The sequence below is a fragment of the Deinococcus aerius genome (genome assembly GCF_002897375.1).
Lineage (GTDB): Bacteria > Deinococcota > Deinococci > Deinococcales > Deinococcaceae > Deinococcus > Deinococcus aerius.
This window is the reverse complement of sequence record NZ_BFAG01000016.1, coordinates 1-24,234: the sequence shown is the minus strand read 5'-3', so window position 1 is coordinate 24,234 and position 24,234 is coordinate 1. Positions and strand designations below refer to the sequence as shown.

Below are 24,234 nucleotides of genomic sequence, written 5' to 3'. Positions count from 1 at the left end.
GATCGACCCATTTTCTTTATGAAGAAACGACTCCTCAGAAAACATAATAGGATAATTCGATATGCCACTTTTTATTTGCACCACAAAATACTTGGCATACTGGTTGTGATCCCCAAAATTATGAAGCACAATTTCATTCTTTGAAACGTTGTAGTCGAATCTACCTGAATAATGAAGCAATCTTTCATCCGGTTGTTGCTCTCCGGGTATGACTGACCATTGGTATTTAAGGGAATCGAACAAGACCATTTTGTACGTTGGTCCAAATTCTTTATTTACCCATGTGCCGAATAACTCCTTGATTGGGGGATGCTCATTTATGGGTTGACAGGAGATAAAGCCATACAACGGTAGGATTATGAAGAGAAGGCGGGCAGCCTTCATAACTCACCCGCCACAACGCTTTGCGTCTCGCGGGCGATCATGAGTTCCTCGTTCGTGTTCACAACGAGGGCGGGCACGCTGTCCGGGGTGGTGATGATCCCTGCCCGCCCCCGCACTGCCCGCGCGTTCGCCGCCTCGTCTACCTTGAACCCAAGGAGTCCGAGCCGGGCGAGCGTCGCCCCCCGCACCGTGGCGCTGTTCTCGCCAATGCCACCGGTGAACACCAGCCCGTCGAGGCGGCCCAGCGCGACGGCCATGCCCGCAACGCTCTTGGCGAGGCGGTAGACGAAGATTTCCACGGCCAGCCGCGCCCCCTCGTGTCCCCGCGCGGCGGCCTCTTCCAGCTCGCGCATGTCGTTCGTCAGGCCGGATAAGCCCAGCAACCCGCTTTCCCTGTTCAGCGTCGCCGTGATCTGGGTCAGGCTCAGCCCCGCCTGCCGGGCGAGATAATCGTGCAGGCCGGGGTCCACGTCGCCGCTGCGCGTGCCCATGACGACCCCCTCCAGCGGGGTGAGGCCCATGCTGGTGTCCACGCTCCGTCCGCCCTGCACGGCGGTCACGCTGCACCCATTCCCCAGATGCGCCGTGACGAGGTTGAGGTCCGGGAAGTCCCGCCCCAGCATCCGCGCCGCCTCGCCCGCCACGTAGGCGTGGCTCGTGCCGTGAAAGCCGTAGCGACGGACGCCATGCTGCGTGTACCACTCCTCCGGCACGGCGTAGCGGTAGGCGACCTCCGGCATGGTCTGGTGAAAGGCGGTGTCGAAGACGGCGACGTGCGGCAGCCCGGGAAAGGCTTCCTGCGCCGCCTCGATCCCCGCGAGGTTGGCGGGATTGTGCAGCGGCGCGAGGGGCACGCAGGCCCGGATGGCATCCAGCACTTCCGGCGTGACCAGGGCCGGGGCGCTGAAACGCTCGCCCCCGTGGACGACCCGGTGGCCGACGGCACCCACCTCGCTCCGCAAGCCCAGGGCGTCCAACTCGGCCAGCAGCACACCGAACGCCTCCGGGTAGCTGCCGCCCGGGAGCGGCACGCTTACCCGCTCGCCCCCCCGGTCCACCCGCACCGAGGCGAGGTCCGAGCCCAGCCGCTCGGCCAGGCCCGAAAGGGGAACCTCACCCGAGGAAGGATCGAGCAGCGCGAACTTGAGGCTGCTCGACCCGCAATTGACCACCAGCGTCCACATGGGTGCATTGTGGCCCAGGCGGGCGGGGGAGAACGCCCCGGCTTCAGAAAGCCTTCAGCGCACCCGGCCCACCCGCCGCACCTCGGGGTCGCCCTCCACATGCTCCAGCCGCAGGATGGGCGCCGCCGGGTAGTCCCCATACAGGCCCTCGCCCCACTCGATCACGCTGAGGCGGCTGCCCGCGATCAGGTCCTCCAGGTCCATCTCGTACAGCTCCTGCGGGTCGCGCACCCGGTAGGCGTCCACGTGAAGCACGCGGCCCGCCGGGGTGGGGTAGACGTGCATCAGGGCGTAGGTGGGGCTGGTCACCGCGTCCGCGAAGTCCAGCGCCCCCACCAGCCCCCCCGTCAGCGTGGTCTTGCCCGCCCCGAGTTCGCCCTCCAGAAAGAGCACCGCGCCGGGCGGCAGGGCACGGGCGAGTTCGGCGCCGAGGGCCCGTTGTTCGTCCGCGCCCCGCAGCAGGCGCGTCTCACCGGGGAGGAGGGGCAGGTCGGGGTGGGGGGGAGCCGTCACGCCCGCAGGCTAACGTGCCTCGCCGGTCGTCAGCCAGCCGCCCACCCGGTCCTCGATGGCGGCGGCGGAGGGCCCGCGCGCCAGCCGCCAGCCGCCCACACCGTCCCCCCGGGCGACCCACGCGCCGCGCTCGTCCTCGAAACGGAGGGAACGCGCCCCCAGCAGGGTGGCCTGGTCGAGCAGGGCGGCCACCCCGCTCACCGCCGGGTCGGCCCGGCCCGCCGTCACGGCGCCGCGAATGAGCCAGGTGTCGTCGGGGAGGTCGGATGGTGTAAGGACCGGGGCCGCCGTCTCCGCCCCAAACAGGCCCCCCAGGTCATTCCCCGCCTCGCCGCCGAGGTCGAACACACCCAGCAGGCCGCTGAGGGCATCGGCCCCGAAGCTGGCCGTCACCTCCTGAGCGGCCTGGTACTCGGCGCGGGACTCGGCGAGCAGGGCCTCGGCCTCCTCCAGCGTCTGGGCGTAGCGTTCGCGGGCGCTCCCCGACATCGCCCCCAGGCGGCGCTGGGCGCGCAGGGTGTCGGCCAGGCGCCCCAGCTTCTGGGTGGTCTCGCCCGCCAGGTGCCGCACGGTGTCGTACTCGCGGATCACGTGGTCGGCGCGGGTGTCGAAGTCCTGGCGCTCCTGGGCGGCCTGACCCATGCGGCGCTCCAGCACCCGCCACAGCGAGTCGGGGTCCGCGTCCTCGCCGCGCGCCAGGGCCTCGCGGGCGGCGGCGAGGAGCGGCGCGAGTTCGGCGCTCGCCCCGGGCACGTCGCGGGCGGCGCGCTCGACCTCGGCGAGCCCGCGCTGGAGTTCGAGCAGCCGGGCCGCGTTCGCGGGGGCCGCCTCCAGCGCGGCGAGGGTGGCGTGCAGGTCCCGCAGCTCGTCGGTCGCCAGGCCGCCCCCGTCCAGCGTGAGGCGCAGCACGTCACGCGCCACCCGCGCCTCGTGGAGGGTCGGGCTCTCCGGCAGGGCCGCCAGCCGGGTTTCCAGACCCGCCAGCTCGGCCCGCTGCCCGGCGAGGAGGGCTGAGCGCGCCGCCTCCAGCTCCGCGCGCCAGGCGTCCACAGCACCCGCCGTCAGCGTTCCAGCCGTCTGCTCGGCCCGCAGGGCCCGGGCGCGGGCCTCCAGGTCGGGGCGGGCGCGGGTGAGGGGCTCGAACTCGCGCGTCAGGTCGGCGAGCTGCCGGGCGACGTGCTCCTGCTCCAGGGCCAGGACGCGCGCCTGCGCCTCGGGGTCCAGCGGCGGGGGGGCGCCGCCGGGCGCGAGGGGCTGCACGACGGAGGATTCCAGCAGCTTGCGGAGGGTGAAGGTAATCGTGCGGGCCCGCTCGACCTCGGCGGGGAGGAGCATCCGCTGCCCCTGCGCCTCCTCGATCTGCCCGATCAGGCTCTCCAGGCGGCGCACGTCCTTGCCGCCCATGCCCTGCACGCGGCGGAAGGCGGCCTGCAACTCCGCGAGGTCCTGCCCCTGGGCGACCAGCCCCTCCTCCAGGCGGCGCTCCATCAGGGCGATCAGGTCCTGACCCTCGCGCACGAGCGGGGCGACGTCCTGCCCGGCCTCCTGCTGCTGCCGCGCCACGCCCAGCACGCCGCGCAGGCGCTGGGCCTCGGGCCAGTCGAAATACAGGCTGAAGCGCCGCGCGCCGTCCTCCAGCACGCCGAGGTCGGGGGCCTCGCCGACCGGGGCGGGGACCGCGCTCAGGAGTTCCCCGATCACGTCGGAGACCCTCCGCTTGGCGAGGGCGGCGGGCACGCTGAGTTGCAGCCGCTTGAAGACCTCGCGCTTGAGGATGTCCTCCAGGGCGGGGGCGTCGAGCGCCTCGACGCTCAGGCCCCGTGCCTGCGCCGCGTCTTGCAGGATGCGTTCGAGCGCGCGGGGCGAGACGAGGTCGCCCAGCAGCCGCACCGGCAGGCGGTAGAGGGCCTCGGGGGCCGCGGGTGTGGTGGTCACGTGGAGCCTCCGGTGGAGTTGAAATCAGCGGGAAGGCGTCTGGGGGGCATGGTCATGGGAACTCTCGAAACTCGCCGCATCCTTCCACAGGCATCGCCCGAATGGAGGGAAAAAATGCGGATTTCAGGGGGCCAGGGGGGACGGAACCCGGTGGGGGCCGCCCTACACGTCCTCGTCCCAGTCGAGGCCCTGGGCGACCGCCCGCTCGGCGGGGCGCTGGCGGCCCAGCAGGCCGAACTGCACGCACAGCCCCTGGAAGCCGTAGGCGGCGAGCCCGACCGCGAGGGCGGTCAGCAGGGCGCGCAGCGGCAGCCCGTAGATGCCCTGCCACAGGGTCAGGCTGGGGGCCGCGCGCAGGAAGGCGACGCCGCTCAGGTCACCCAGCCAGCCCAGGAAGCCGAACACACCCTCCAGGAACACCGGCAGCAGCAGCAGCGCGAGCGCGGCGGTGATCGCCCGCCAGTAGGGGTTGCGCCCCCCGAAGGCCAGGTTGAGCAGGTACAGCGGCACGAGCGCCAGCAGCGCGAGCAGCAGGAACGTGATGGCGCGCAGGCCCCCGCTGAAGGTCCGGGCGACTCCGGCCGACAGGGCGTCCACCCGGCTGCGGGGCTCCCCGGCCACGTCGCCCTCCAGCCCGCCCAGCCCCGCGATGAGGGCCTGCACGTCGCCGGGCCGCAGGCCGTACCGCTCCCGCGCGGCGTTGAGGTCCCGCGTGAAGGCCCCGAATCCTGCGGACCCCCGGATTCCAGTGGGGGCGGAGGAGAGCGCGGCGGCAGCTCGGTCCAGTTCGGCCCGCGCGGTCACCGGGTCCCCGTGCCCGCTCGCCGTGAGGGCCCGGCCCAGCGCCACGTAGGCGGCGTCCAGGCTGGGGGCGGCGGCGACCGACTTGACCGGGGCCGACTGGGAGGGGGTGGGCGGAGCTGATGTGGGCTGCGCTGCCGTGGCTCTGGCCGGGGCGGGCGCCGGCTTGGAGGAGCGGCTCGCCGTCGGCTGCGGTGCGAGGGCCGGAGTACTCGTTTTGGCGGTGAGGGCGGGCGGCGTGGCGAGCGAGCGCCCCAGGGCTGCCGTGCCCCGCCGCAACGCCGTGAGGGAGGCGGTCAGGCCGGGCACGTCGCCCGCCGTGAGCTGGCGCAGGGCGCCGCTGAATGCAGCGACCTTGAGGGTCCCGGCGCCCGCGTCCTGCACGGCCGTGAACCAGCTCGCCGCCCGGGCGAGGTTCAGGTAGGCGGCGGGGCTGCGCTCGGGTCGGGTCGCGCCCAGGGCCGCGCCCACCTTCGCCACGGCGGCCCGCTGGAGCCGCCACGCCACGCGCTCGGGACGGCCCGCCCCCGCGTCGGCGAGCAGGGCCCGCGCCGGGGCACCCGAGAGGCCGAACTCGCTCGCCAGCAGCCGGACCTGCGCGGCGCTGTTCGCCGGGGCCTGCGCGAGTTCGCCCAGCGTCTGGTCGTACAGCGCCTTGCGCATCAGCCCGCGAGCCAGCAGCACCTGCGCCTGCACCTCGGCGGGCGTGCGGGCCAGCGCGGCCCGGGCCCCACCCAAGGCGTCCTGCAAGCCGCCGAGGAGCTGCCGGTTCTGGAGGGTGGGGGCCAGCCGGGTGTAGGCGGCCTGCGCCCGGTCGAGTTCGGCGAGCGCCTGCTCGGGGGAGGCGGAGCGGGCCCAGGCCGCGTCCAGGCTCCCGGCGAGCGCCCGGTACGCGCTCAGGTCCTGCGCCCCCGCCGCCCCCGTCAGCAGGGCGGCGAGCAGCGCCACGCCCGCGCCACCGCGTTTCACGCCGCCTCCCGGATCTGGCCGAGTTCGGCGAGCAGCCGCCCGATGTTCACCTGCGGCCCGGCGACCACCGCCACGCAGTACCCGCCCAGGGGCCGCATACAGACGGTGCGCCCCCCCATATCGGCCGACATCAGGTTCAGGCCGCGCTTCTGGAAGAGCAGGGCGGTGGCGGCGATCACGCTGCCCAGGGTGGTGGCGCTCGCCACCGCCCGCTGCCGCAGCACCTCGCCGCTCGCGCGGCACACGAGCACGCCCTGCACGCCGGGCATCCGGCCCAGGTCCTGAATCAGCGCCTCCTGGCCCGCGGCGCTGTCCAGCGTGTAGCGGCGCTGGGTGGGGGCGGCCGTGTACTCGGGGTCGTCGAACTCGAAGTCGTCGGCGCTCAATTCGGCGGGGGTGTCCCAGGCGGTCGTCCCCACCTCCTCGTCCCAGGCGGCGACCGGGGCGCCGGGGAAGAGGGTGGGGGCTTTGGGGTACTGCCGCTGGAGCTGCCCGGACAGCGTCCGCAGTTCCGCCCGGGCCCGGGCTTCCGGGAGGACGGCCGACAGCCGGGTGAGCAGCGGGCCGGAGAGCACCCGCTGCATCTCCCCGGCACTCACGCCCTCGGGGGTCAGGCCCTGCTCGCGCAGGGCGGCGCGCAGCAGGGTTTCCGCCGCACGTTCGGACACAATGCCGGACAGGGCGCGCACGATCAGGGTGTACACGGCATTTGTCATGAGAAACCTGGGACGAAGTTTAGGGGGGGCGCTCTTTACAGAAACTTACAGGTGAGAGGACGGAAAGGCGGGACGGATGAGAGCCGCCCCGCCGCCGCAGCCTCTAGACTGGGCCCATGCCGACCTCCCTCTCTGGCCGCCTGGACGCGGAACTTGCGGGCCTGCGGGCCCAGGGCCTGCTCATCCACCCCCGCGTGCTTCAGGCCCCCCAGGGCGCCCGCACCCGGGTGGAGGGGCGGGACGTGGTCAACCTGGCGTCGAACAACTACCTGGGCTTTGCCAACCACCCCGAGATCAAGGCCCGCGCGGGGGAGTACCTGCGCGAGTGGGGGGCGGGGGCGGGCGCCGTGCGGACTATCGCCGGGACGCTGCAAATCCACGAGGACTTCGAGCAGCAGCTCGCCGAGTTCAAGCACACGGGCAGCGCCCTCGTCCTTCAGAGCGGGTTCACCACCAACCAGGGCGTGCTGGGAGCCCTGCTCCAGCCCGGCGACCTCGTTGTGAGCGACGAACTCAACCACGCGAGCATCATCGACGGCCTGCGGCTGACGAAGGCCACCAAGAAGATTTACAAGCACGCCGATCCCGAAGACCTCGACCGGGTCCTGGCCGAGAACGACACTGACGGGCTGAAGCTCGTCGTGACCGACGGTGTGTTCAGCATGGACGGCGACATCGCGCCGCTGGGCCGCCTGATCAAGGTCGCGCGCAAGTACGGGGCCGTGACGTACGTGGACGACGCGCACGGCTCGGGCGTGCTGGGCGAGGCGGGACGCGGCACCGTTCACCATTTCGGCTACGAGCACGCGGACGACGTGATTCAGGTTGGCACCCTGAGCAAGGCGTGGGGCGTGGTCGGCGGCTACGCGGCGGGGCACCATGACCTGCGCGAGCTTCTGCTCAACCGGGCGCGGCCCTACCTCTTCTCGACCGCCCACCCGCCCGCCGTCGTCGGGGCGCTCTCGGCGGCCCTGGACCTCGTGCAGCGCGAGCCCGCCTTTATGGAGCGGCTGTGGGACAATACCCGCTACTTCAAGGCCGAACTCGCCCGGTTGGGCTTCGACACGATGGGGAGCCAGACGCCCATCACGCCCGTGTTGTTCGGTGAGGCGAGCGCCGCCTTCGAGGCCAGCCGCCGCTTACTCGACGAGGGGGTGTTCGCCGTCGGCCTGGGCTTCCCGACCGTGCCCCGGGGTCAGGCCCGCATCCGCAACATCGTGACCGCCGAGCACACGCGGGAGGACCTGGACCTCGCGCTCTCGGCGTACGAGCGGGTGGGGCGGGCGCTGACGGTCATTGGGAGTTAAGGGCCCCACCCTTCCCCCCTCTCCCGGCCCCGCCCCCCTATCATCGGCCCCATGACGCTTCCCCCAGCCATCCCCCCCGTCGGTGACCGTCAGGACAAGGGGCGGGAGGTGCAGGCCATGTTCGCCTCCATCGCCCCCCGCTACGACCTGCTCAACCGGGTCCTGAGCCTGGGAGTGGACCGGGCCTGGCGGCGCGAGGCGGCCCGCGAGGCGCTGGCGCTGGGTCCAAAGCGCGTGTTGGACGTGGCGACCGGGACGGCGGACTTCGCCCTGGAACTCGGGGCCCGTGCGCCCGGGGCGGAGATCGTCGGCAGCGACTTCGTGCCCGAGATGCTGGAGATCGGCCGGGAGAAGGCCCGCGCCCGGCACCTGAATATCCGGCTGGAGGAGGGGGACGCCCTGAACCTCCCGTACCCGGACGGCTCCTTCGACGCGGTGACCTGCGCTTTCGGCTTCCGCAACTTCGCCGACTACGCGCGGGGCCTTGCCGAGATGTGGCGGGTGCTGACCCCGGCAGGCCGCCTCGTGATCCTGGAGTTCCCGCCGCCCCGGCCAGGCCTGTTCGGCAGCCTCTTCCGGCTCTACTTCCGGCATGTCCTGCCGCGCATCGGGGCGCTTGTCAGCGGGAACGCGGGCGCGTACACCTACCTCCCCGAGAGCGTGCTCGCCTTCCCCGACCCCGAGCGGCTGGCGCAGCTTATGCGGGCCACGGGCTTCCGCACCCGCTACCGGCTGCTCACTTTTGGCATTGCGGCGATCCACGTCGGCGACAAGGGGTAGGCCTTACCCCGCCGGTTTCTCCAGCCGGACGACGAGCATGGGTTCCAGATGGGCGACGAGGTTCCCGTCCTCGTGGATCAGCCCGACCTCCTCCCGCTGCTCTGGGGTGAGGTGGCGGGCCAGGCCGCGCAGGCGCTCCACCGTCTCGGTCGTGCAGCCCGATTGCCGCGTCCACCAGTCGAACTCCAGCCGGTAGGGAATCAGGGTGTCGCGTACCCAGGCGAAACCTGTTGCCGTCGTCAAGTCCCGCCACGCCTGCACCGTCCGCTGCGCGTGGTGGCTGGGGTCGCGGGTGCGCTGGAACTCGTCCACCCAGGGTTGAAGCTCCGGCGTGGGGCTGACCTGATCGGCGACGACCAGCCGCCCACCGGGCCTCAATACCCGGTAGGCCTCCCGCAGAAAGGCCGCCAGGTCGCCGAAATGGTGCGGCGCGTGCCGGGACGTGACGAGGGTGAACGACTCGTCGGGGAAGGGCAGGAGCTCAGCACTCCCCTCCTGAAAGGTCGCGTTCGCAAGCCCCTCGCGCTCGGCACGCTCGCGGGCATGGGCGAGCATCCCCTCGGCGAGGTCGAGGCCGATAACCTGGCTTACAAAGGGCGCGAGGGCAAGCGCGGTATTTCCCGTCCCGGTCGCTACGTCGAGCGCCACGTCCTCCGGGCTCGGCCCGGCATACTCCAGCAGCACGGGTAGGCTGGGGCCGCCGCGGTGCACCTCGCTGGCCGCGTAGAGGCTGGCGTGCGCGTTGAACTGACGGCGGGCGTCGGTCATGAGCGATCTTCGCCCGAACCGTCGCCCCATCAAAACAGGTTGTCCAGGTCCCCACGGCAGCCAACAAAAAAGCCCCCGCGTGGGGAGCTTTGCAGAGGCTGCCTGTCCTTAGACCGCGAGGACCTGACGGCCCGCGTAGTAGCCGCAGCTCGGGCACACGTGGTGCTGGAGCTTCTTGGCGTGGCAGTGGGGGCACTCGGTCAGGTTGGGGGCGACCAGCGCGTGGTGGCTGCGGCGCATGTCGCGCTTGCTCTTGCTCGTCTTCTTCTTGGGAACGGGGTGCTTCGCCATGATCTTTCTCCTCGGGGAGCCGCTCGGCGCTGGGGTGTGGGGTCTACGCCGGGGCCATCTTCTCGGCCCACTCGGGCGAGACAACAGCGGGGAGTATAGCACGGGGAGCGGCGACTCAGGAAGAGCGCGTTAGCATGTCCCGCGATGCACGAACTGACGCTGCCGCCGGTCACGCTGGAGGTGGGCCTGAGGTGGCTCGACCTGCTCGGCGTGCTCGCCTTCAGCCTGTCGGGGGCGCTGCTGGCGGTTCGCAAGCGATTTGACCTGTTCGGCGTTCTCGTGCTGGGCTGCGTGACGGCGGTGGGCGGCGGGGCGATCCGCGACACCCTGACCGGCCAGACCCCGCCCCTTTTCCTGCGCGACGAGACCTACCTGTGGGTGGCGCTGCTCGGGGCGGTCCTCGCCTTCGCCTTCGGGGAACGGTTGGCGCGCTTCGAGCGGACGCTGAGCGTGTTCGACTCGCTGGGGCTCGCGCTCTTCGCGGCGTCGGGGGCGCTCGGGGCGATCAACTTTGGGCTGGGGCCGCTCGGGGTGGTCTTCGCCGGGATGCTCAGCGGTGTGGGCGGCGGTATTATCCGCGACCTGATCGCCAACGAGATCCCGGAGGTGATGTACCGCCGCGACCAGCTCTACGCGACCGCCGCCGCTGTCGGGGCCGCCGCCGTGTACCTGCTGCACCCTCACGTCACGCCCTTTCAATCTCAATTGGGTGGGGCATTGCTCGTCCTGTTGCTGCGCTGGCTCTCGCGCCGGGGGTGGGTGAGGCTTCCCGTGCGGCGGCTGCCGGGGGGATAGGCCCGGCAATCTTCACAGCTCCCGCCCGCCGAGCACGGTACAATCAGCATCATGTCTAAACAAGACTCCCGGCCCGCCGGGTTCCGCACCCGTGCCGTTCATGCGGGCCACGGTCTTGACCCCGTGACGGGCGCGCACGCCGTTCCCATCTACGCGACCTCCACCTTCGGCTATGGCAACGCCGAGCGCGGCGCCCGCCTCTTCGCGGGGGAGGAACAGGGCTACTTCTACTCGCGGCTCTCCAACCCCACGGTGCGCGCCTTCGAGGAGAAGGTGGCGAGCCTGGAGGGGGCCGAGGACGCCGTGGCGTTTGGCAGCGGCATGGGGGCGGCGAGCGCCATCGCCCTGACCCTGCTGACCTCCGGTGACGAGGTGGCCTTTGTCGGCCCGCTGTACGGGGGCACGGAAGGGCTGCTGCGCGACATCCTGGGCCGATTCGGGGTGACCGTGCGCGAGGCGGGCGACCTGGAGGAACTGCGCGAGGTGGTCTCCGAGCGGACCCGGCTGGTCTGGTTGGAAACGCCGACCAATCCCACGTTGAAGATCGTGGACCTGCACGCCGCCTCGGAGGTCGCGCGCGCGGCGGGCGCCCTCGTCGTCGTGGACAACACCTTCTCCACCCCGTACCTGACGCGACCGCTGGAGCATGGCGCCGACCTCGTGATGCATTCCGCGACGAAGTACCTGGGCGGCCACGGGGATGTAATTGCCGGGGTCGTTGCTGGACGGGCCGAATTGATCTCCGAACTGCGGCTGCATGGCCTGCGTCATGTCGGCTCGGTCCTCGGCCCTTTCGAGGCGTACCTGCTGCTGCGGGGCCTGAAGACCCTCCCGCTGCGGATGGAAGCTCACTGCGCGAACGCGGCGGCGCTGACAGAGGCGCTTCAGGGTCATCCCGCCCTAGGGGCTCTCCATTACCCCGGCCTGCCCACTCACCCGGGGCACGAGGTCGCCGCCCGGCAGATGCGCGCCTTCGGCGGCCTGCTCAGCCTCGACCTCGGCTCGGTGGAGGCGGCCTTCGCCTTCCTCGACGGGTTGCGGCTCTTCACACAGGCGGTCAGCCTGGGCGACGTGGAGAGCCTGTCGTGCCATCCGGGCAGCACCACCCACCACCTCCTTGGTGAGGAGACGCTGGAGCGCCAGGGCGTGACGCCGGGCCTGGTCCGCCTCTCCGTGGGTATCGAGGACGCCGGGGACCTGATCGAGGACGTGTTGGGGGCGTTGGAGCGGGTGCCCGTGGCTGCCGGACGCTGAGGACTTCGGCAGCATCGCCTACCGTCTGTTCAGCTCCCGCCGGGGTACAACCCGACCATGATCCAGCCGGAACGGGTGCAGGTGCTCAGGCCGGGCGAGCCGGGGCGGGGCGGCTTCGTGCTGCTGTGGGTGCAGTCGAGTGCGCGCACGCGGGACAACCACGCCCTCGAATACGCGGTGCGCGAGGCCCGGCGTCTGGGCCAGCCCCTCGCCGCCGTCTTCGGCCTGAATCCCGACTATCCCGAGGCCAATGCCCGGCACTTTCAGTACCTGCTGGAGGGCCTGCGGGACCTGAGAAAGGGCCTGGCTGAGCGCGGCATTCCGCTTTCGGTGCGGGTCGGGAACACGCCCGACGAAGTTTTCAAGGCCGCCCAGGGGGCCAGCCTCGTCGTCACCGACCGGGGATATCTGCGTCCCGGTCGCCAGTGGCGGGCCGACCTCGCCGAACGGCTGACTGTGCCCTTCGTTCAGGTGGAGTCGGACGCTGTGGTGCCCATCCACACCGTCTCGAACCGGCAGGAGGTCGGGGCTCGCACCCTCCGCCCCAAACTCCACCGCCTGCTGGAACGGTTTCTGGTCCCCCTGAAGGTGGAGGGCGAGGTCCAGCCCCACCCCGATTGGGACCTCGGCCTGGATGTGAGCGACCCCGCGCTCACCGTGCGTGCCCTCGGCGTGGACAACAGCGTGCCCCCCGGCGAGGAGGAGGGGGGCGAGGTCAAGGCGCTGGCTCGGCTGGACTACTTCGTGACCCGCCTGCTGCCGGGCTACGACTCCGGGCGGCGCGATCCCAACGTGGACGGGGGCAGCCGCCTGAGCGCGTACCTGCACTACGGCCACCTCTCACCCCTGACGGCGGCCCTCGCGGCGCGGGAGCATTCGGACGGTGGCCCCGGCCTCGACGCTTTCCTGGAGGAGATGATCGTCCGGCGCGAACTCAGCTTTAACTACTGCGAGTTCAACCCCGCCTACGACCGCTACGAGGGGCTGCCCGCCTGGACGCGGGGAACACTGGAGGAACACGCCGCCGACCCCCGCCCCCACCTCTACACCCGCGAGGAACTCGACGCGACGCGGACCCACGACCCTTACTGGAACGCCGCCCACACCGAGATGGTCCGCACGGGCCGGATGCACAACTCCATGCGGATGTACTGGGGCAAGAAGATTCTGGAATGGACCGCCACGCCCCGGGAGGCCTACGAGACGACCCTCTGGCTCAACAACCACTACGAACTCGACGGGCGCGATGCGAACTCCTACGCGGGCGTGGGCTGGGTCTTCGGCCTGCACGACCGCCCCTGGGCCCGGCGCCCGATCTTCGGGATGGTCCGCTACCTCGCCGCCAGCGGCCTGAACCGCAAGTTCGACGCCGAGGCCTACGCGCGCCGCTGGACCTGAAAAAGCTCACACCCCTGAGCATCTTGCACACCTGACTCAACTTGGGGTGCTATGCTGCCCCCGAACCGCTGGTGTCCGGTTCACACAACACGGGAAGCGCAAGGTCTGTCCCCCAACCCCAGAGGAAGTGGTGGGCAGAAGACGAGGTGGGGGTGAGCGACGTTCTGCGGATGCCCCCAGGTCCGGCACGGGCCTCCCCGACTTCCACAGTTCCTATGAGCAGGTGGAAGGAAGCGCGGCGATAACCCCCACGGTGACGTGGACATAAGGCCGCGCGGTGCCACAACCCAACCCAAAGACACTGCCCGCCCTGGCTTCAGGCGCGGGTCAAGGAGTACGTATGTGCGGAATCGTCGGTTATATCGGCACCCGGCAGGCGCAGGACGTTCTGATCTCGGGCCTCTCCCGGCTGGAGTACCGCGGCTACGACAGCGCGGGCGTGGCGGTGGGCGACGGAGCCTGCATCACCGTGAAGAAGAAGGCCGGGAAGCTCGCCAACCTCAGCGGTGAGCTGGAGCAAAGCCCCCTGGCGGGCACGCTGGGCATCGGCCACACCCGCTGGGCCACCCACGGGCTCCCCAACGACACGAACGCGCACCCCCACGCCACCGAGGACGGCAAGATCGTCATCATCCACAACGGGATCATCGAGAACTACCTGTCGCTGAAGGAAGGGCTGATGGCGCGCGGCCACACCTTCAAGTCCGAGACCGACTCGGAGGTGCTGGCCCACCTGATCGAGGAGGCGTACTCGGGCGACCTGTACGAGGCCGTCCGCACGGCGCTCGGCCAGGTGCGCGGCGCCTACGGCATCGTCGTCACGCACGTCGACCACCGCGAGATCGTCGCGGCCCGCACCGTCAGTCCCCTGGTGATGGGCGTGGGCGAGGGCGAGATGTTCCTCGCGTCGGACGTGCCCGCCCTGCTGCCCTACACCCGCAACATGGTCTTCCTGCACGACGGCGACATGGTGGTGCTCAACGACGACGGCTTCCGCGTGACGGACCTTCAGGGCAACCCCGTCGAGCGGTCCATTGAGCACATCGAGTGGGACGCCGAGGCGGCGGAAAAGGGCGGTTACGACACCTACATGCTCAAGGAGATCTACGAGCAGCCGACCGCCCTCACGAACACCCTGATCGGCCGCCTCCACGACGAGACGGGGGAGGTGAACCTCGACATCGGGCTCGACCCGGCGAGCTTCAAGCGCATCTCGATCATCGCCTGCGGCACCGCGTACTACGCCGGGCTGGTCGGCGAGTACCTCATCGAGGGGCTGGCGCGCATCCCGGTCGAGGTGGACGTGGCCTCCGAGTACCGCTACCGTCACCCCATTGTCAGCGAGAACACGCTTGCCATCGTAGTTTCCCAGTCCGGCGAGACCATCGACACGCTCGAGGCCCTGCGCGAGGCGAAGAAGGGCGGGGCGAAGACCCTGGGGGTGATCAACGCCAAGGGAAGCTCCATGACCCGTGAACTCGACGACACCCTCTACATCCACGCCGGGCCGGAGATCGGGGTGGCGAGCACCAAGGCGTACACGTCGATGGTGAGCGCGTTCCTGATGCTGGCCCTGTGGCTGGCCCGTGCCCGCGGCACCCTCACCGAGGAGCGCGCCCAGGAACTCCTGCACGCCGCCCGCGAGCTGCCCCGCCTGGTCGAGGAGGCCCTGAGCCCCGAGCGGGTGGAGCGGATCAGGCAGGTCGCCGAGAAGTACGCTGGGGCGCGCGACTACCTCTTCCTGGGGCGCGGGGTGAACGCGCCGACGGCCTTCGAGGGGGCGCTCAAGCTCAAGGAGATCAGCTACATCCACGCCGAGGCCTACGCGGCGGGCGAGATGAAGCACGGCCCCATCGCCCTGATCGACGAGAACTTACCCGTCGTTGTGGTCGCCACCGAGAGCCCGCTGCTCGAAAAGACCATCTCCAACGTGCAGGAGGTCCGCGCCCGCTCGGGCCGGGTGATCGCCCTCCTGAGCGACGGCGACACCGAGAACGCCCGCCACGCCGACGACGTGCTGTACGTCCCCCGCGCGCACGAGATGGTCAGCCCGGTGGTGAACGTGGTGGCGCTGCAACTGCTGAGTTACTTCACGGCCACGGCGCTGGGCAGGGACGTGGACAAGCCGAGGAACCTGGCGAAGTCCGTCACCGTCGAGTAAGCAGGTCTCGTGGAGAGGCGCATCGGGGTGGGTCCGATGCGCCTCTTCAGTCGTGGAAGCCTGAGACTCCCGGTTTCTGACAGGAGAGAGCGTCCAGGGGTAGGTGACCGGCGGCCCACGCCGTACCCTGATCGGCATGAGTGGCCCACCCTCTCCCGTCGTCCGGCCCCTGTGGGTGGCGCTGGGCTTCGTGCTCACCGGCCTGGGGTTCGTGGGCCTGATCCTCCCGGGCTTTCCGGGAACGGTGTGGTTCGTGCTGGCGGCGGCCTGTTTCGCCCGGGGCAACCCGAAGTGGGAGGCCTGGCTGCTCTCGCGCCCCGTGGTGGGCGAACTCGTGCGCGACTACCGCGAGGGGCGCGGAATGCCGCTGCGGGCGAAGTGGATCGCCTGCACCTGCATCGTGGTGGCCGTGAGCTTCAGCCTGCCGCGCATTCCCGTGCTCGTGGGCCAGGTGGTGTGGGTGCTGCTGGGGCTGGCGGGCGTCCTGTGCATCACCCTGCGCGTGCCCACCCGCCGCCCGTAGCTTGAGCTGGATCAAGCTTCCACTCGCCTTCCCCGCGCGCCGCTAGACTCGGCCCATGTTGGAAGGCGTTCTGAACCGGCTGGGCGAGTACGGCAACCCGGTGCCGCGCTACACGGCTCCGCGTTGTCTGCTGGAGCGTCAGGCGGTCGGGGGCTGCGACGCCTGCCACGCCACCTGCCCGCACGGGGCGATCACGGTCGGTCCCCTGGGGCGGAGCATCGAGATCGACCCGGGGGCCTGCACGGGCTGCGGCCTGTGCGTGCAGGTCTGCCCCAGCGGAGCGCTGGAATACGACCTCACCGCGCCCCTCCAGAGCGTGCGCGACGCCGGGAATGCCGGGGAGGGAGAGGCCACCCTCACCTGCTCGCAGAGCGGGGCGGGCGGCCCGACGCTGCCCTGCCTGGGCCGGGTGACGCCCGCCGTGGTCGCCGCCTCCGGGGCCTGGGGTATTCCCCTCACCCTGTTGCATGGCGAGTGCGGAGCGTGCCCGGTCGGCGCCCCCGACGTGCCCGAACGCCTGAACCGCGTCGTGGAGGAGGCGCAGACCCTGCGGGCGGCGACGGGGCGGCCTGCCCAGGTGACGGTGCGGGCGGCCACGCCGGAGGACCGGGACCGGGCGGTGCGGGTCTCCCGCCGGGGGGCCTTCGCCAGCCTGCTGCGGGCGGGGCGGCAACAGGTCGCCCAGGCCATCCCCGAGCGGCCCCTGCCCTTCGTGGACTGGAGCCAGCCCCGGGAGCGCACGCCCGAGGAGTGGCGCTGGCGAGCGCGCTCGCTCGTGCCCGCCCCGGCGCCGGACACGGGTGTCCACTGGCCCGCGCCCCTGGTGGACGACTCGTGCATCGACTGCCCGGTGTGTTCGAACGTCTGCCCCACCCAGGCGATCACCCGCGACCTCAAGCCCGAGGGGGGCGTGCAACTCCTGCTCGACCTCTCGGCCTGCACGGGCTGCATGGCCTGCCTGCACTCGTGCCCGCCGGGGGCCATCCACGCGCAGGAGGAGTGGCTTCCCGCCGCCTTCGGGCCGCCCATCCTGCTGCGCGACAGCGACTCGGCGATGTAGTCAGGAGGGCGCGCCGGGCCGGGGCAGCGTGAAGAAGAACGCGGCCCCCACCCCGGGTTCCCCCTCGGCCCAGACCTGCCCGCCGTGGCGGTGGACGATGCGCCGGACATTGGCGAGGCCCACCCCGCTCCCCTCGTACTCGTCGCCGTGCAGCCGGGTGAACACCTGAAAGAGGCGCCCGACCTGCGCGGGGTCGAAGCCCACCCCGTTGTCCCGGACCCAGACCAGGGTGCCGTCCCCCCGCTCCTCGCCGCCCACCTCGATGCGGGCGGGGTCGCGCCCCGCGGTGAACTTCAGCGCGTTGTGCAGCAGGTGGGTGAGGACCTGGCGCAGCAGCAGGTGGTCGGCATGGACGGTGGGCAGTGTCCCGACGGTCCACGAGATGCGCCGCCCCCGCGTGACGTGCCCCAGGTCGCTGCGAACCTGCACGACCAGGGGCGCCAGGGCGAGCGGCAGGGGGTTCAGGTGCCGCTCCTGGAGGGGCCGGAGCTGCGCCAGGTCCTCCACGAGCGCCTGAAGCCGTTCCGTCTCCGCCCGGATGATGCCCAGGTGGCGCCGCACGGTCGGGTCGCCCTCCGGCAGCCGGGCCTCGAGCAAGCCCGCGAAGCCCGCGATGCGGCGGGCGGGGTCGCGCAGGTCGCGGGACAGCCCCGCCGTGTACGCGGTGAGTTCCGCGTTCAGCTCGGCCAGCCGCGCCCCCTGCTCGGCGAGGTGACGGGCCTGCTCCGCCCGCTCCAGCGCGAGGGCGAAGCTGCGCCCCACCGCCCGGAAGACGGCGCGGGCCCCCTCGGGCCAGGTGCCCTGCGCGAGGCTGACCATGACCAGCAGCGCGTCGCCCGGGCGGCGCAGGGTGAGCGGCAGCCGGGCCGTCGCGCCGAGAGGGTCCGTGCCCCCGGCCTCCCGGAAGACGGCCTCCCCGCCGGGGTGCTCACCCGGAAGCTGTGCGGGGAAGTCGCCCGTCAGGTACGCCTCCACCCCGGCGGGCAGCCCCGGGGACAGGTGGCGGGCCTGCCATCCCGCCGCGCCCTGCTCGTAGTAGCCGACCGCCACGGCCCCCAGGGTGGCCCGCAGGACCTCGGCGGCGTGGCGAACCAGCTCCCGGGAGTCGGTGGTGCGGGCGGCGATCTCGGTGAACCGCGCGAAGGCCTCCAGCGCCCCGGTCCGGTCGGCGAGGTCCCGGGTGCGGCGCTCCAGCGCGGCGGTGCGGTCGGCCACCCGAGTCCCGAGTTCGAGGCGGGTGCGGCGCAACTCCTCCCGGCCCCGGGCCTCCGGCGTGACGTTGAGGTGCTCGACGAAGGCGTGCGTGACCTCGCCGGCCCCGCGCAGCGGCGTGACCCGCACCCGGAACCAGCGGTGCTCGCCCGGCGCGTGGCAGGGGTAGGTCAGCTCGAACTCGGACCGTTCGCCGTCCAGCACCGCCCGCAGCCCCGCCTGCATGGTGGAGTGCGGGGCCGCCGCTTCCAGGTAATTGCTGCCCACCCCGCTGGCGGCCGGGTCCCCCCCGTTGAGTTCGGCAAACGCGCGCCACGACTGGTTCACGCCCACGATCACCCCCCGCCGGTCCACGATGGCGACGTGGCTTTTCAGGGCGTCGAGCAGGGCCTGCGGCGGCGGGTCGCCCGGCAGGGAGGGGGCAGGGGGCACGGTGGGGTCAGGCACGCGGGCGCCCCCACCGTGAGGAGGACGGCATAGGGACAGCCTAGAGCCTGAGACGGGAATGGCAAAGTGGCGGGGCACATTGCGGGGGGCCGACCGTGACGCCCCTCCCGGCCCTCCCGTTCCCGGGCGCCCTACACTGGGGAACGTGTTCCCCGCCCGCTCCCCCTACGCCCGGCTGGAGGGGTTCCTGCGCGACATCCTGGGCGGCGGCGCGGCCCTCCTCCACGAGGACGAGCCCGCTCCCGCCCGCACGCTCGACGCGGCGGACCTGGGCTGGTCGGAGGCGGTGGCGCGTGGGTTCGGTTTTCCGCGCGTGTTCAGCCACCAGGCCGAGACGTACCGCCTGATGCGGGACGGCGGGCACGTGATCGTGACCACCCCGACCGCGAGCGGCAAGACGGGCGCCTTTTTCCCCGCGGTCTTCGAGCGGCTGGAGCGTGACCCGGACGCGACCGCCCTCTTCGTGTACCCCCTCGTCGCCCTCGGGCAGGACCAGCGCGACAAGCTGGCGGCGTTCCGGGAGCGCGGCGGCTTCGGGTGGGAGATCGGCGCCTTCCAGGGCAGCGCGGACCCGAAGGACGTGTTTCGCCCCGACGTAAGGATGGTCACGGCGACACCCGACAAGCTCCACTGGTCGCTGACGAATCCCCGCGTGCGCGACTTCCTCGCCCGGCTCTCCTTCATCGTGCTCGACGAGGCGCACACCTACCGGGGCGGCTTCGGCTCCGAGGTGGCGGGGATGCTGCGCCGATTGCTGGGGCTGGCGAGGGCGCTGGGGGCCAATCCCCAGGTCGTCCTCTCCACGGCGACCATCGGCAACCCCGCCGAGTTCGCGCGGGAATTGACGGGGGTGGACGCCGCCCACGTCAGCGAGTCGGGCGCCGAGCGGCACGGCAAGCGGTACTACCTCGCCGACCACCGGGGGCAGCCCCGCCGCTTCTGGGACGCGGTGGTGAGTGCCAGCGTAGCGCGGGACCTCAAGGTGCTGGCCTTTTTCCGGGGCCGTTCGCGCGCCGCCCGGCTGTACTCCACCTACCGCGCCCAGCCCCTCTACGCCCGCCACGTCCACCTCTACATGGCGGGCACCTCCGACCGCGAGGGCCGCCTCAGCGAATTTCGCCGCGCCCGCAACGGGGTGATGTTCGCCACCAACGCGCTGGAGGCCGGGGTGGACATCGGCGACCTGGAGGTGGTCATCATCGACGGCTATCCCGGCTCGCGTATGGCCTTCCGGCAGATGGCGGGCCGGGCGGGGCGGGTGGCGCCGGGGCTCGTCCTCTACCTCCCTGCGCTGAACGAGCAGGGCGTGCCGCAGCCGGTGGACGCCTTCTATTCCAACGCCGGGAACTTCCGCGAACTCGTGACCGGCCCCATTGAAAAAGCCGTGGTGGAGGCGGAGAATCCCTACCTCTCCCCCCGCCACCGTGCCCGCGCGAGCGAGGAATTCCGGGCCGCCCGGTTGCCCTTCGAGCCCAGTGCCAGCCCCAAGTATTGGAACCTGCGCGGCGAGGGGAGCGCCAAGTTCGCCGTGATTGAGGAGACGGACTGGGAAGCTAAGGGCCCGCGCGCCTTCGACACGCCGCTCGAATCGCCCAGCCAGCACTACGCCCTCACCGAGAAGCACGAGGGGGCGGTGTTCACCCTCGACGGGCAGGGGTACAAGGTGACGCGCTGGGAGAAGCATCCCGCCGGAACCGCGATTCTCGTGGAGCGCTTCGACGCCGCCAACCTCTTCACGCGCGGCCTGTACTCCATCGAGGTCAGCCCGGTGAAGATGGGCGACTGGGTGCGGCGCGGCCCCCTCGCCTACCGCCACGGCGAGGTCGTCATCCGCCGCCGCTACTCGGGCTTCATGATGATGCGCCAGGTGTTCGAGCGCGTCTGCACCGGCTGCGACCGGGAGCCCGAGCCCACCGAGCGGGTGTGCCGCACCTGCGGGGGCCGTATCCAGGACCGGATGCAGGACCACAAGCTCTCCGAACACCTCTACGACGAGCCGCTGGAGTTGCCCCCCTTCCGCACCTCCGCCCTGGAAATCGGGGTGGACGCCCGCGCGACCGAGCAGCCCACGGCGGTCGCCCACACCCTCAAGCACCTGCTGCAAAAGGTGACACCCGAGCGCATCGCCTGCGACGAGAACGACCTCGCCGGGGCCTTCCGCGAGGGGCGTGACAACTACTTCTTCCTGTACGACGACTGGCTGGGCGGCCTGGGCGTCAGCCGCCGCGCCTTCGAGAACCTGGACGACCTGCTGCGCCGCGCGCTCGATCTCACCGCCAAGACCTGCTGCAAGGAGCCGCACGGCTGCTATGAGTGCATCGCGGTCAGCCGCTGCTACGCGCCCTTTCTGGCGAGTGGCGAGCGCCGCCCCACCGACAAGCACGCCACCCGCGCCTTCCTCGAAGCCCTGCTGGGCGTGCAGCCCGCCGCCGAGCCCGAGCCGGACGCGGTCACCCTGCCGGAAGTTCCCGCCCTCCCGCCCTCCTGGCCCCTCCAGGCGCGCGAACTCCTCGACCTGCACGGCCTCAGCCTCCCCGAGGTGAGCGCCCGGCTCGGCATCCCCAGCCGTGAGATTCAGCGGGTGGTGAGCACCACCGAGCCGCTGCGGCTGCGCCACGCCAAATTCGGCGACGGCGTGTTCCTGCAAGGCTTCGGTCAGGGAGAGCGCCGCGAGGTGCTGGCCTACTTCCCCGGCGTGGGCCAGAAACGGCTATTGCTGAAGTTCGCGGGCCTGACCGTGATCGAGAAGGCGGGCGGGCTGGCGGCGGCCCCGGGCAGTTGACCCCCTCCTCGGGGCGCGGCTATACTCCACTGCGCTTTGGCACCCGGCGTTGGGGCATTGTGTAATGGCAGCACAGCAGTCTTTGGAACTGTTAGTCAAGGTTCGAATCCTTGTGCCCCAGCCAGAAAAGAGAGGCGGAATCGTCCAGGGTTCCGCCTCCTCTCTTTGGCCTCCCGGGTTCCTCTCATGAGGGTGAATCCTGCCCCGGCTCACGTTCGGTCAGGTGCGCTTCACCCGGCGTCAGGCGGGTGGGCCTAGGCTGAATTAACAAGAGAGGTTGCTGAAACCACGCGCTGGGACGTGCCCGGCACGGTGACCTCTGCCGAGGAGACGACATGAAGAAGCCCGCCATCCTGCTCGCCCTGACCGCTTCCCTGCTGGCTCCGCTCGCCTCTCCTGCCCAGGCCACGCCCCGGGTCAGCGCGCAGAGCATCATCGTGAACCCGGTGCCCACCACGCTCTCGGCCCAGGTGTGGGTGGACCGTGATCCCAGCGGCTCTTACGCGCCCAACTACCGCATCAATGACCCGATCCGCGTCTCGGTCCGCGTGAACGAGGACGCCTACGTGTACCTCTTCTCGGTCGATCCGAGTGGCAGCGTGGATCAGGTTCTGCCCAACCGTCTGGGCGGCGGGAACTTCGTCCGCGCGGGCCAGGTTCGCTCCTTCCCCTCCGCGAACGACAACTTCACGTACAGCGTGGGCGGCACTCCGGGGCTGAACAAGGTGCTCGTCGTCGCCAGCCGCCGCCAGCTCGACCTGTCAGAACTCAGCTCCTTCAAGTCGAACGACGCCTTCGCTACCGTCAAGCCCCAGGGCGAGAAGCGCCTCGCCCAGGCCCTGAGCATCGTGGTCAACCCGGTCCAGCAGCCCATCCCCCAGCAGGACTGGGTCAGCGACACGGCCTTTTTCAACGCGACCTACTGAGCCGCAGGCGTTCGCGGCGGGCATCCTGCGGGGTGCCCGTGTTCCCATTCAGCGCGTCAGGACGTAAAAGGTCCTTTCCTCCTCCCGCGCAAGGTCGGTCGCCGCGTATCCCCGCCCGAGGTACGTTCCCAGCACGTCTCGCAGAGCCATGAGCCAGGCCAGGCGGACCTCCTCCGGCAGGGAGGCGGTCTGGAGGGGCACCTCGGCGAGGAGTTGCGGCTCCGTGAGGTCCAGCCGGGGTGAACCGGGCCACTCCCCCCGCGCCTCCAGCGCCCACTCGCCACGCGGAAGAGGAGCGGGGTGCTCGATATGCGGCCGGGTCAGGTCCCACTCGATCATCAGCCGGTCGGCGGGGAAGGCGGTCTCCCGCGACTCGCCCAGCGCGTACCAGTCGGGGTGGTAGCTCACCGCCCGGGCGCCCAGCTTGCCCAGGTTCAGCCGGGCATTACGGGTGACGAGGGGATCGAAGGTCCAGGTCATGCGCGTCAGACCCTGGCCGAGTGCCCGCTCCCGTTGGGCGAGCTTGAGCGCGACGGCCGCCCCGCTGCCCCGCCAGTCGGGGTGCAGCGCCAGCAGGTGGGAGTGGTGCCACACCTGGCCCTCCCGCAGCGCCGGGAACCCGTAGGCTAGGCCGAAGGGGAGGGGAGAAGCGCCTTCCCCCGCCGCATAAGCGCCGAGCACAATGGCCCCCGTGTGCGCGCCGATGCGGAACATGGTGGCGGGCAGCACCTCGCGGTCGCTGTAGCCCCACGCCTGCACCTGCACGTCCTCCAGGGCGCGCATCTCCCACGGGTCGGTCACGTCCCGGATCACGAACGCCCGGCCCGCCCCTCCGCTCAAGCCCGGTACTCCTCTTCCAGCTCGCAGACGCGGGCGACGAACTCGCGGTTCAGCGTCACGCCGATGCCCGGCCCCCGGGGCACCGGCATCAGGCCATTCGCCGCCTCCAGCGGCTCGTTCACCACGTCGGTCTCCCAGTAACGGCTGGCGCTGCTCGTGTCGCCCGGCAGCCTGAAGTTCGGAAGGGTCGAGAGGTGGATGTTGTGGGCGCGGCCCACACCGCTTTCGAGCATCCCGCCGCACCACACGGGCGCCCCGAACGCCGCCGCCACATCGTGAACACGCCGGGCCTCCGCGTGCCCGCCCACCCGCGCCACCTTCACGTTGATGACCCGTCCTGACCCCAGCGCGAGCCCCTTGCGGGCGTCCTGCGCGCTCGCCACGCTCTCGTCCAGGCACAACGGTGTGCCCAGGCGACGTTGCAACTCGGCGTGGTCCACCAGATCGTCCCAGGCGAGCGGCTGCTCGATGTACGTCAGGTCGTAGGCGTCGAGCGCCGCCAGCCGTCCCGAGTCCGCCAGTGTGTAGGCGCTGTTGGCATCCACCGTGAGGCGGATGTCGGGAAAGGCTTCCCGTGTGGCGCGCACCGGCTGCACGTCCCAGCCCGGCTTGATCTTCAGCTTGATGCGGCGGTACCCCTGCTCCACGTGACGCCGCACCACCTCCACGGTGGCCGCCTCGTCCGCCTGAATGCCCAGGCTCACCCCGACTTCCACCTCTGTCTTGTGCCCACCCAGCAGGGTTCCCAGCGGAACGTCCAGGCTCCTGGCCCACAGGTCCCACGCGGCCATCTCGACCATCGCCCGCGCCATGCGGTTGCCCCTGAACCCACCGAGCGCCGCCTCCAGCGCCTCCGGGTTGGCGAAGGAGCGCCCCAGGACGCGCGGCAGGAACACCTCACGCAGCAGATTCAATCCCCCCGCGATGGTCTCTTCGCGGTACATCGGCGCGGCCTCCATCGTCCCCTCGCTCAGCCCCTGCACGCCCTCCCCGTGGAGGACCAGCAGGGGAACGAGTTTCTCGGTCTGCACCCCGAAACTCGTCTCGAACCGGAACTTCAGCGGCAGGCGGACCAGCAGCACCTCGGCGGCCTCGATTCTGAACATGGGCCCCAGTATGGGGGCTGTTACGGAGGGCCTCCTGCCCCGCGCCGGGCTCCGTCCCAAGTGTGGAGAGATTCCGGGAGGT

20 protein-coding genes and 1 tRNA gene are annotated in these 24,234 nt (G+C 71.1%); 11 read left to right on the top strand and 10 right to left on the bottom strand.

Translation table 11 applies throughout. The features are described 5' to 3' along the window. Positions 1–380: 380 nt before the first annotated feature. The 5 genes from DAERI_RS18645 to DAERI_RS18625 form a co-directional block, all read right to left on the bottom strand. Positions 381–1,568 carry an acetate kinase gene (locus DAERI_RS18645; RefSeq protein ID WP_103130949.1) on the bottom strand — a complete coding sequence of 396 codons (1,188 nt, stop codon included), beginning with the start codon at positions 1,566–1,568 and terminating at the stop codon, positions 381–383. Positions 1,569–1,622: 54 nt separating this feature from the next. Next, positions 1,623–2,081 carry a tRNA (adenosine(37)-N6)-threonylcarbamoyltransferase complex ATPase subunit type 1 TsaE gene (tsaE, locus tag DAERI_RS18640; RefSeq protein WP_165794286.1) on the bottom strand — a complete coding sequence of 153 codons (459 nt, stop codon included), beginning with the start codon at positions 2,079–2,081 and terminating at the stop codon, positions 1,623–1,625. A 9-nt stretch (positions 2,082–2,090) separates the two neighbouring features. Continuing rightward, positions 2,091–4,016, bottom strand: coding sequence for a coiled-coil domain-containing protein (locus tag DAERI_RS18635; protein WP_103130948.1), 1,926 nt, complete (start codon positions 4,014–4,016; stop codon positions 2,091–2,093). A 162-nt stretch (positions 4,017–4,178) separates the two neighbouring features. Continuing rightward, positions 4,179–5,786, bottom strand: a complete 1,608-nt coding sequence (locus DAERI_RS18630; protein ID WP_103130947.1) for a hypothetical protein — start codon at positions 5,784–5,786, stop codon at positions 4,179–4,181. Continuing rightward, entirely contained in the window at positions 5,783–6,502 is a 720-nt protein-coding gene (locus tag DAERI_RS18625) for a roadblock/LC7 domain-containing protein (RefSeq protein WP_103130946.1), read from the bottom strand. Before DAERI_RS18625 ends, DAERI_RS18630 begins: the two co-directional genes overlap by 4 nt. 116 nt (positions 6,503–6,618) lie before the next feature. On the opposite strand from DAERI_RS18625, the gene DAERI_RS18620 reads away from it, so the two are divergent. Together DAERI_RS18620 and ubiE are read left to right on the top strand one after the other, a co-directional pair. Continuing rightward, on the top strand, positions 6,619–7,809 hold the full coding sequence (locus DAERI_RS18620; protein ID WP_103130945.1) for a glycine C-acetyltransferase: 1,191 nt from the start codon (positions 6,619–6,621) through the stop codon (positions 7,807–7,809). Between the two features lie 51 nt (positions 7,810–7,860). After that, positions 7,861–8,589 carry a bifunctional demethylmenaquinone methyltransferase/2-methoxy-6-polyprenyl-1,4-benzoquinol methylase UbiE gene (gene ubiE, locus DAERI_RS18615; protein WP_103130944.1) on the top strand — a complete coding sequence of 243 codons (729 nt, stop codon included), beginning with the start codon at positions 7,861–7,863 and terminating at the stop codon, positions 8,587–8,589. A gap of 3 nt (positions 8,590–8,592) precedes the next feature. Here the strand turns inward: ubiE and DAERI_RS18610 are convergent, their stop codons facing one another. After that, the gene (locus DAERI_RS18610) at positions 8,593–9,357 is read right to left on the bottom strand and encodes a class I SAM-dependent methyltransferase (protein WP_103130943.1); all 765 of its coding nucleotides are present in this window, start codon (positions 9,355–9,357) and stop codon (positions 8,593–8,595) included. Positions 9,358–9,465: 108 nt separating this feature from the next. Then, positions 9,466–9,648: a 50S ribosomal protein L32 gene (gene rpmF, locus DAERI_RS18605; RefSeq protein ID WP_103130942.1), complete on the bottom strand. Its 183-nt coding sequence runs from the start codon at positions 9,646–9,648 to the stop codon at positions 9,466–9,468. 144 nt (positions 9,649–9,792) lie between these two features. Here rpmF and DAERI_RS18600 point away from each other — a divergent pair, with 144 nt between their 5' ends. The 6 genes from DAERI_RS18600 to DAERI_RS18575 all read left to right on the top strand — a co-directional run bounded on the left by DAERI_RS18600 (position 9,793) and on the right by DAERI_RS18575 (position 16,839). Continuing rightward, the gene (locus DAERI_RS18600) at positions 9,793–10,443 is read left to right on the top strand and encodes a trimeric intracellular cation channel family protein (protein ID WP_103130941.1); all 651 of its coding nucleotides are present in this window, start codon (positions 9,793–9,795) and stop codon (positions 10,441–10,443) included. A 51-nt stretch (positions 10,444–10,494) separates the two neighbouring features. After that, on the top strand, positions 10,495–11,697 hold the full coding sequence (locus DAERI_RS18595; RefSeq protein ID WP_103130940.1) for a trans-sulfuration enzyme family protein: 1,203 nt from the start codon (positions 10,495–10,497) through the stop codon (positions 11,695–11,697). A gap of 57 nt (positions 11,698–11,754) precedes the next feature. Further along, positions 11,755–13,095 carry a deoxyribodipyrimidine photo-lyase gene (locus DAERI_RS18590; protein WP_165794285.1) on the top strand — a complete coding sequence of 447 codons (1,341 nt, stop codon included), beginning with the start codon at positions 11,755–11,757 and terminating at the stop codon, positions 13,093–13,095. A gap of 340 nt (positions 13,096–13,435) precedes the next feature. Beyond that, positions 13,436–15,256: a glutamine--fructose-6-phosphate transaminase (isomerizing) gene (gene glmS / locus DAERI_RS18585; RefSeq protein WP_103130939.1), complete on the top strand. Its 1,821-nt coding sequence runs from the start codon at positions 13,436–13,438 to the stop codon at positions 15,254–15,256. Between the two features lie 136 nt (positions 15,257–15,392). Beyond that, positions 15,393–15,779 (top strand): YbaN family protein, encoded by a 387-nt coding sequence (locus tag DAERI_RS18580; RefSeq protein ID WP_103131036.1) that lies wholly within the window; start codon positions 15,393–15,395, stop codon positions 15,777–15,779. Positions 15,780–15,834: 55 nt separating this feature from the next. Further along, positions 15,835–16,839 (top strand): NADH-quinone oxidoreductase subunit I, encoded by a 1,005-nt coding sequence (locus DAERI_RS18575; protein ID WP_103130938.1) that lies wholly within the window; start codon positions 15,835–15,837, stop codon positions 16,837–16,839. On the opposite strand, the gene DAERI_RS18570 is transcribed toward DAERI_RS18575, so the two are convergent. After that, entirely contained in the window at positions 16,840–18,498 is a 1,659-nt protein-coding gene (locus DAERI_RS18570) for a PAS domain-containing sensor histidine kinase (protein WP_103130937.1), read from the bottom strand. A 145-nt stretch (positions 18,499–18,643) separates the two neighbouring features. Between DAERI_RS18570 and DAERI_RS18565 the strand changes: the two genes are divergently transcribed. The 3 genes from DAERI_RS18565 to DAERI_RS18555 all read left to right on the top strand — a co-directional run bounded on the left by DAERI_RS18565 (position 18,644) and on the right by DAERI_RS18555 (position 22,206). Further along, positions 18,644–21,280, top strand: coding sequence for a DEAD/DEAH box helicase (locus DAERI_RS18565; RefSeq protein WP_103130936.1), 2,637 nt, complete (start codon positions 18,644–18,646; stop codon positions 21,278–21,280). A 50-nt stretch (positions 21,281–21,330) separates the two neighbouring features. Further along, positions 21,331–21,404, top strand: a tRNA-Gln gene (locus tag DAERI_RS18560). Between the two features lie 211 nt (positions 21,405–21,615). Next, complete coding sequence (locus DAERI_RS18555) at positions 21,616–22,206, top strand: DUF4384 domain-containing protein (protein ID WP_103130935.1); 591 nt, start codon at positions 21,616–21,618, stop codon at positions 22,204–22,206. Positions 22,207–22,254: 48 nt separating this feature from the next. Here the strand turns inward: DAERI_RS18555 and DAERI_RS18550 are convergent, their stop codons facing one another. Both DAERI_RS18550 and menC read right to left on the bottom strand, forming a co-directional pair. Beyond that, entirely contained in the window at positions 22,255–23,046 is a 792-nt protein-coding gene (locus DAERI_RS18550; protein WP_103130934.1) for an acyl-CoA acyltransferase, read from the bottom strand. Beyond that, complete coding sequence (gene menC, locus DAERI_RS18545) at positions 23,043–24,152, bottom strand: o-succinylbenzoate synthase (protein ID WP_103130933.1); 1,110 nt, start codon at positions 24,150–24,152, stop codon at positions 23,043–23,045. Before menC ends, DAERI_RS18550 begins: the two co-directional genes overlap by 4 nt. Between the last annotated feature and the right edge of the window lie 82 nt (positions 24,153–24,234).

Bases quoted from the DNA above. Each gene is read 5' to 3' on its own strand.
- DAERI_RS18625 (WP_103130946.1), bottom strand. From the start codon at position 6,502: ATGACAAATGCCGTGTACACCCTGATCGTGCGCGCCCTGTCCGGCATT.
- DAERI_RS18590 (WP_165794285.1), top strand. From the start codon at position 11,755: ATGATCCAGCCGGAACGGGTGCAGGTGCTCAGGCCGGGCGAGCCGGGG.
- menC (WP_103130933.1), bottom strand. From the start codon at position 24,152: ATGTTCAGAATCGAGGCCGCCGAGGTGCTGCTGGTCCGCCTGCCGCTG.
- DAERI_RS18610 (WP_103130943.1), bottom strand. From the start codon at position 9,357: ATGACCGACGCCCGCCGTCAGTTCAACGCGCACGCCAGCCTCTACGCG.
- DAERI_RS18575 (WP_103130938.1), top strand. From the start codon at position 15,835: ATGTTGGAAGGCGTTCTGAACCGGCTGGGCGAGTACGGCAACCCGGTG.
- DAERI_RS18595 (WP_103130940.1), top strand. From the start codon at position 10,495: ATGTCTAAACAAGACTCCCGGCCCGCCGGGTTCCGCACCCGTGCCGTT.
- ubiE (WP_103130944.1), top strand. From the start codon at position 7,861: ATGACGCTTCCCCCAGCCATCCCCCCCGTCGGTGACCGTCAGGACAAG.
- rpmF (WP_103130942.1), bottom strand. From the start codon at position 9,648: ATGGCGAAGCACCCCGTTCCCAAGAAGAAGACGAGCAAGAGCAAGCGC.
- DAERI_RS18645 (WP_103130949.1), bottom strand. From the start codon at position 1,568: ATGTGGACGCTGGTGGTCAATTGCGGGTCGAGCAGCCTCAAGTTCGCG.
- DAERI_RS18620 (WP_103130945.1), top strand. From the start codon at position 6,619: ATGCCGACCTCCCTCTCTGGCCGCCTGGACGCGGAACTTGCGGGCCTG.
- glmS (WP_103130939.1), top strand. From the start codon at position 13,436: ATGTGCGGAATCGTCGGTTATATCGGCACCCGGCAGGCGCAGGACGTT.
- DAERI_RS18555 (WP_103130935.1), top strand. From the start codon at position 21,616: ATGAAGAAGCCCGCCATCCTGCTCGCCCTGACCGCTTCCCTGCTGGCT.
- DAERI_RS18600 (WP_103130941.1), top strand. From the start codon at position 9,793: ATGCACGAACTGACGCTGCCGCCGGTCACGCTGGAGGTGGGCCTGAGG.
- DAERI_RS18580 (WP_103131036.1), top strand. From the start codon at position 15,393: ATGAGTGGCCCACCCTCTCCCGTCGTCCGGCCCCTGTGGGTGGCGCTG.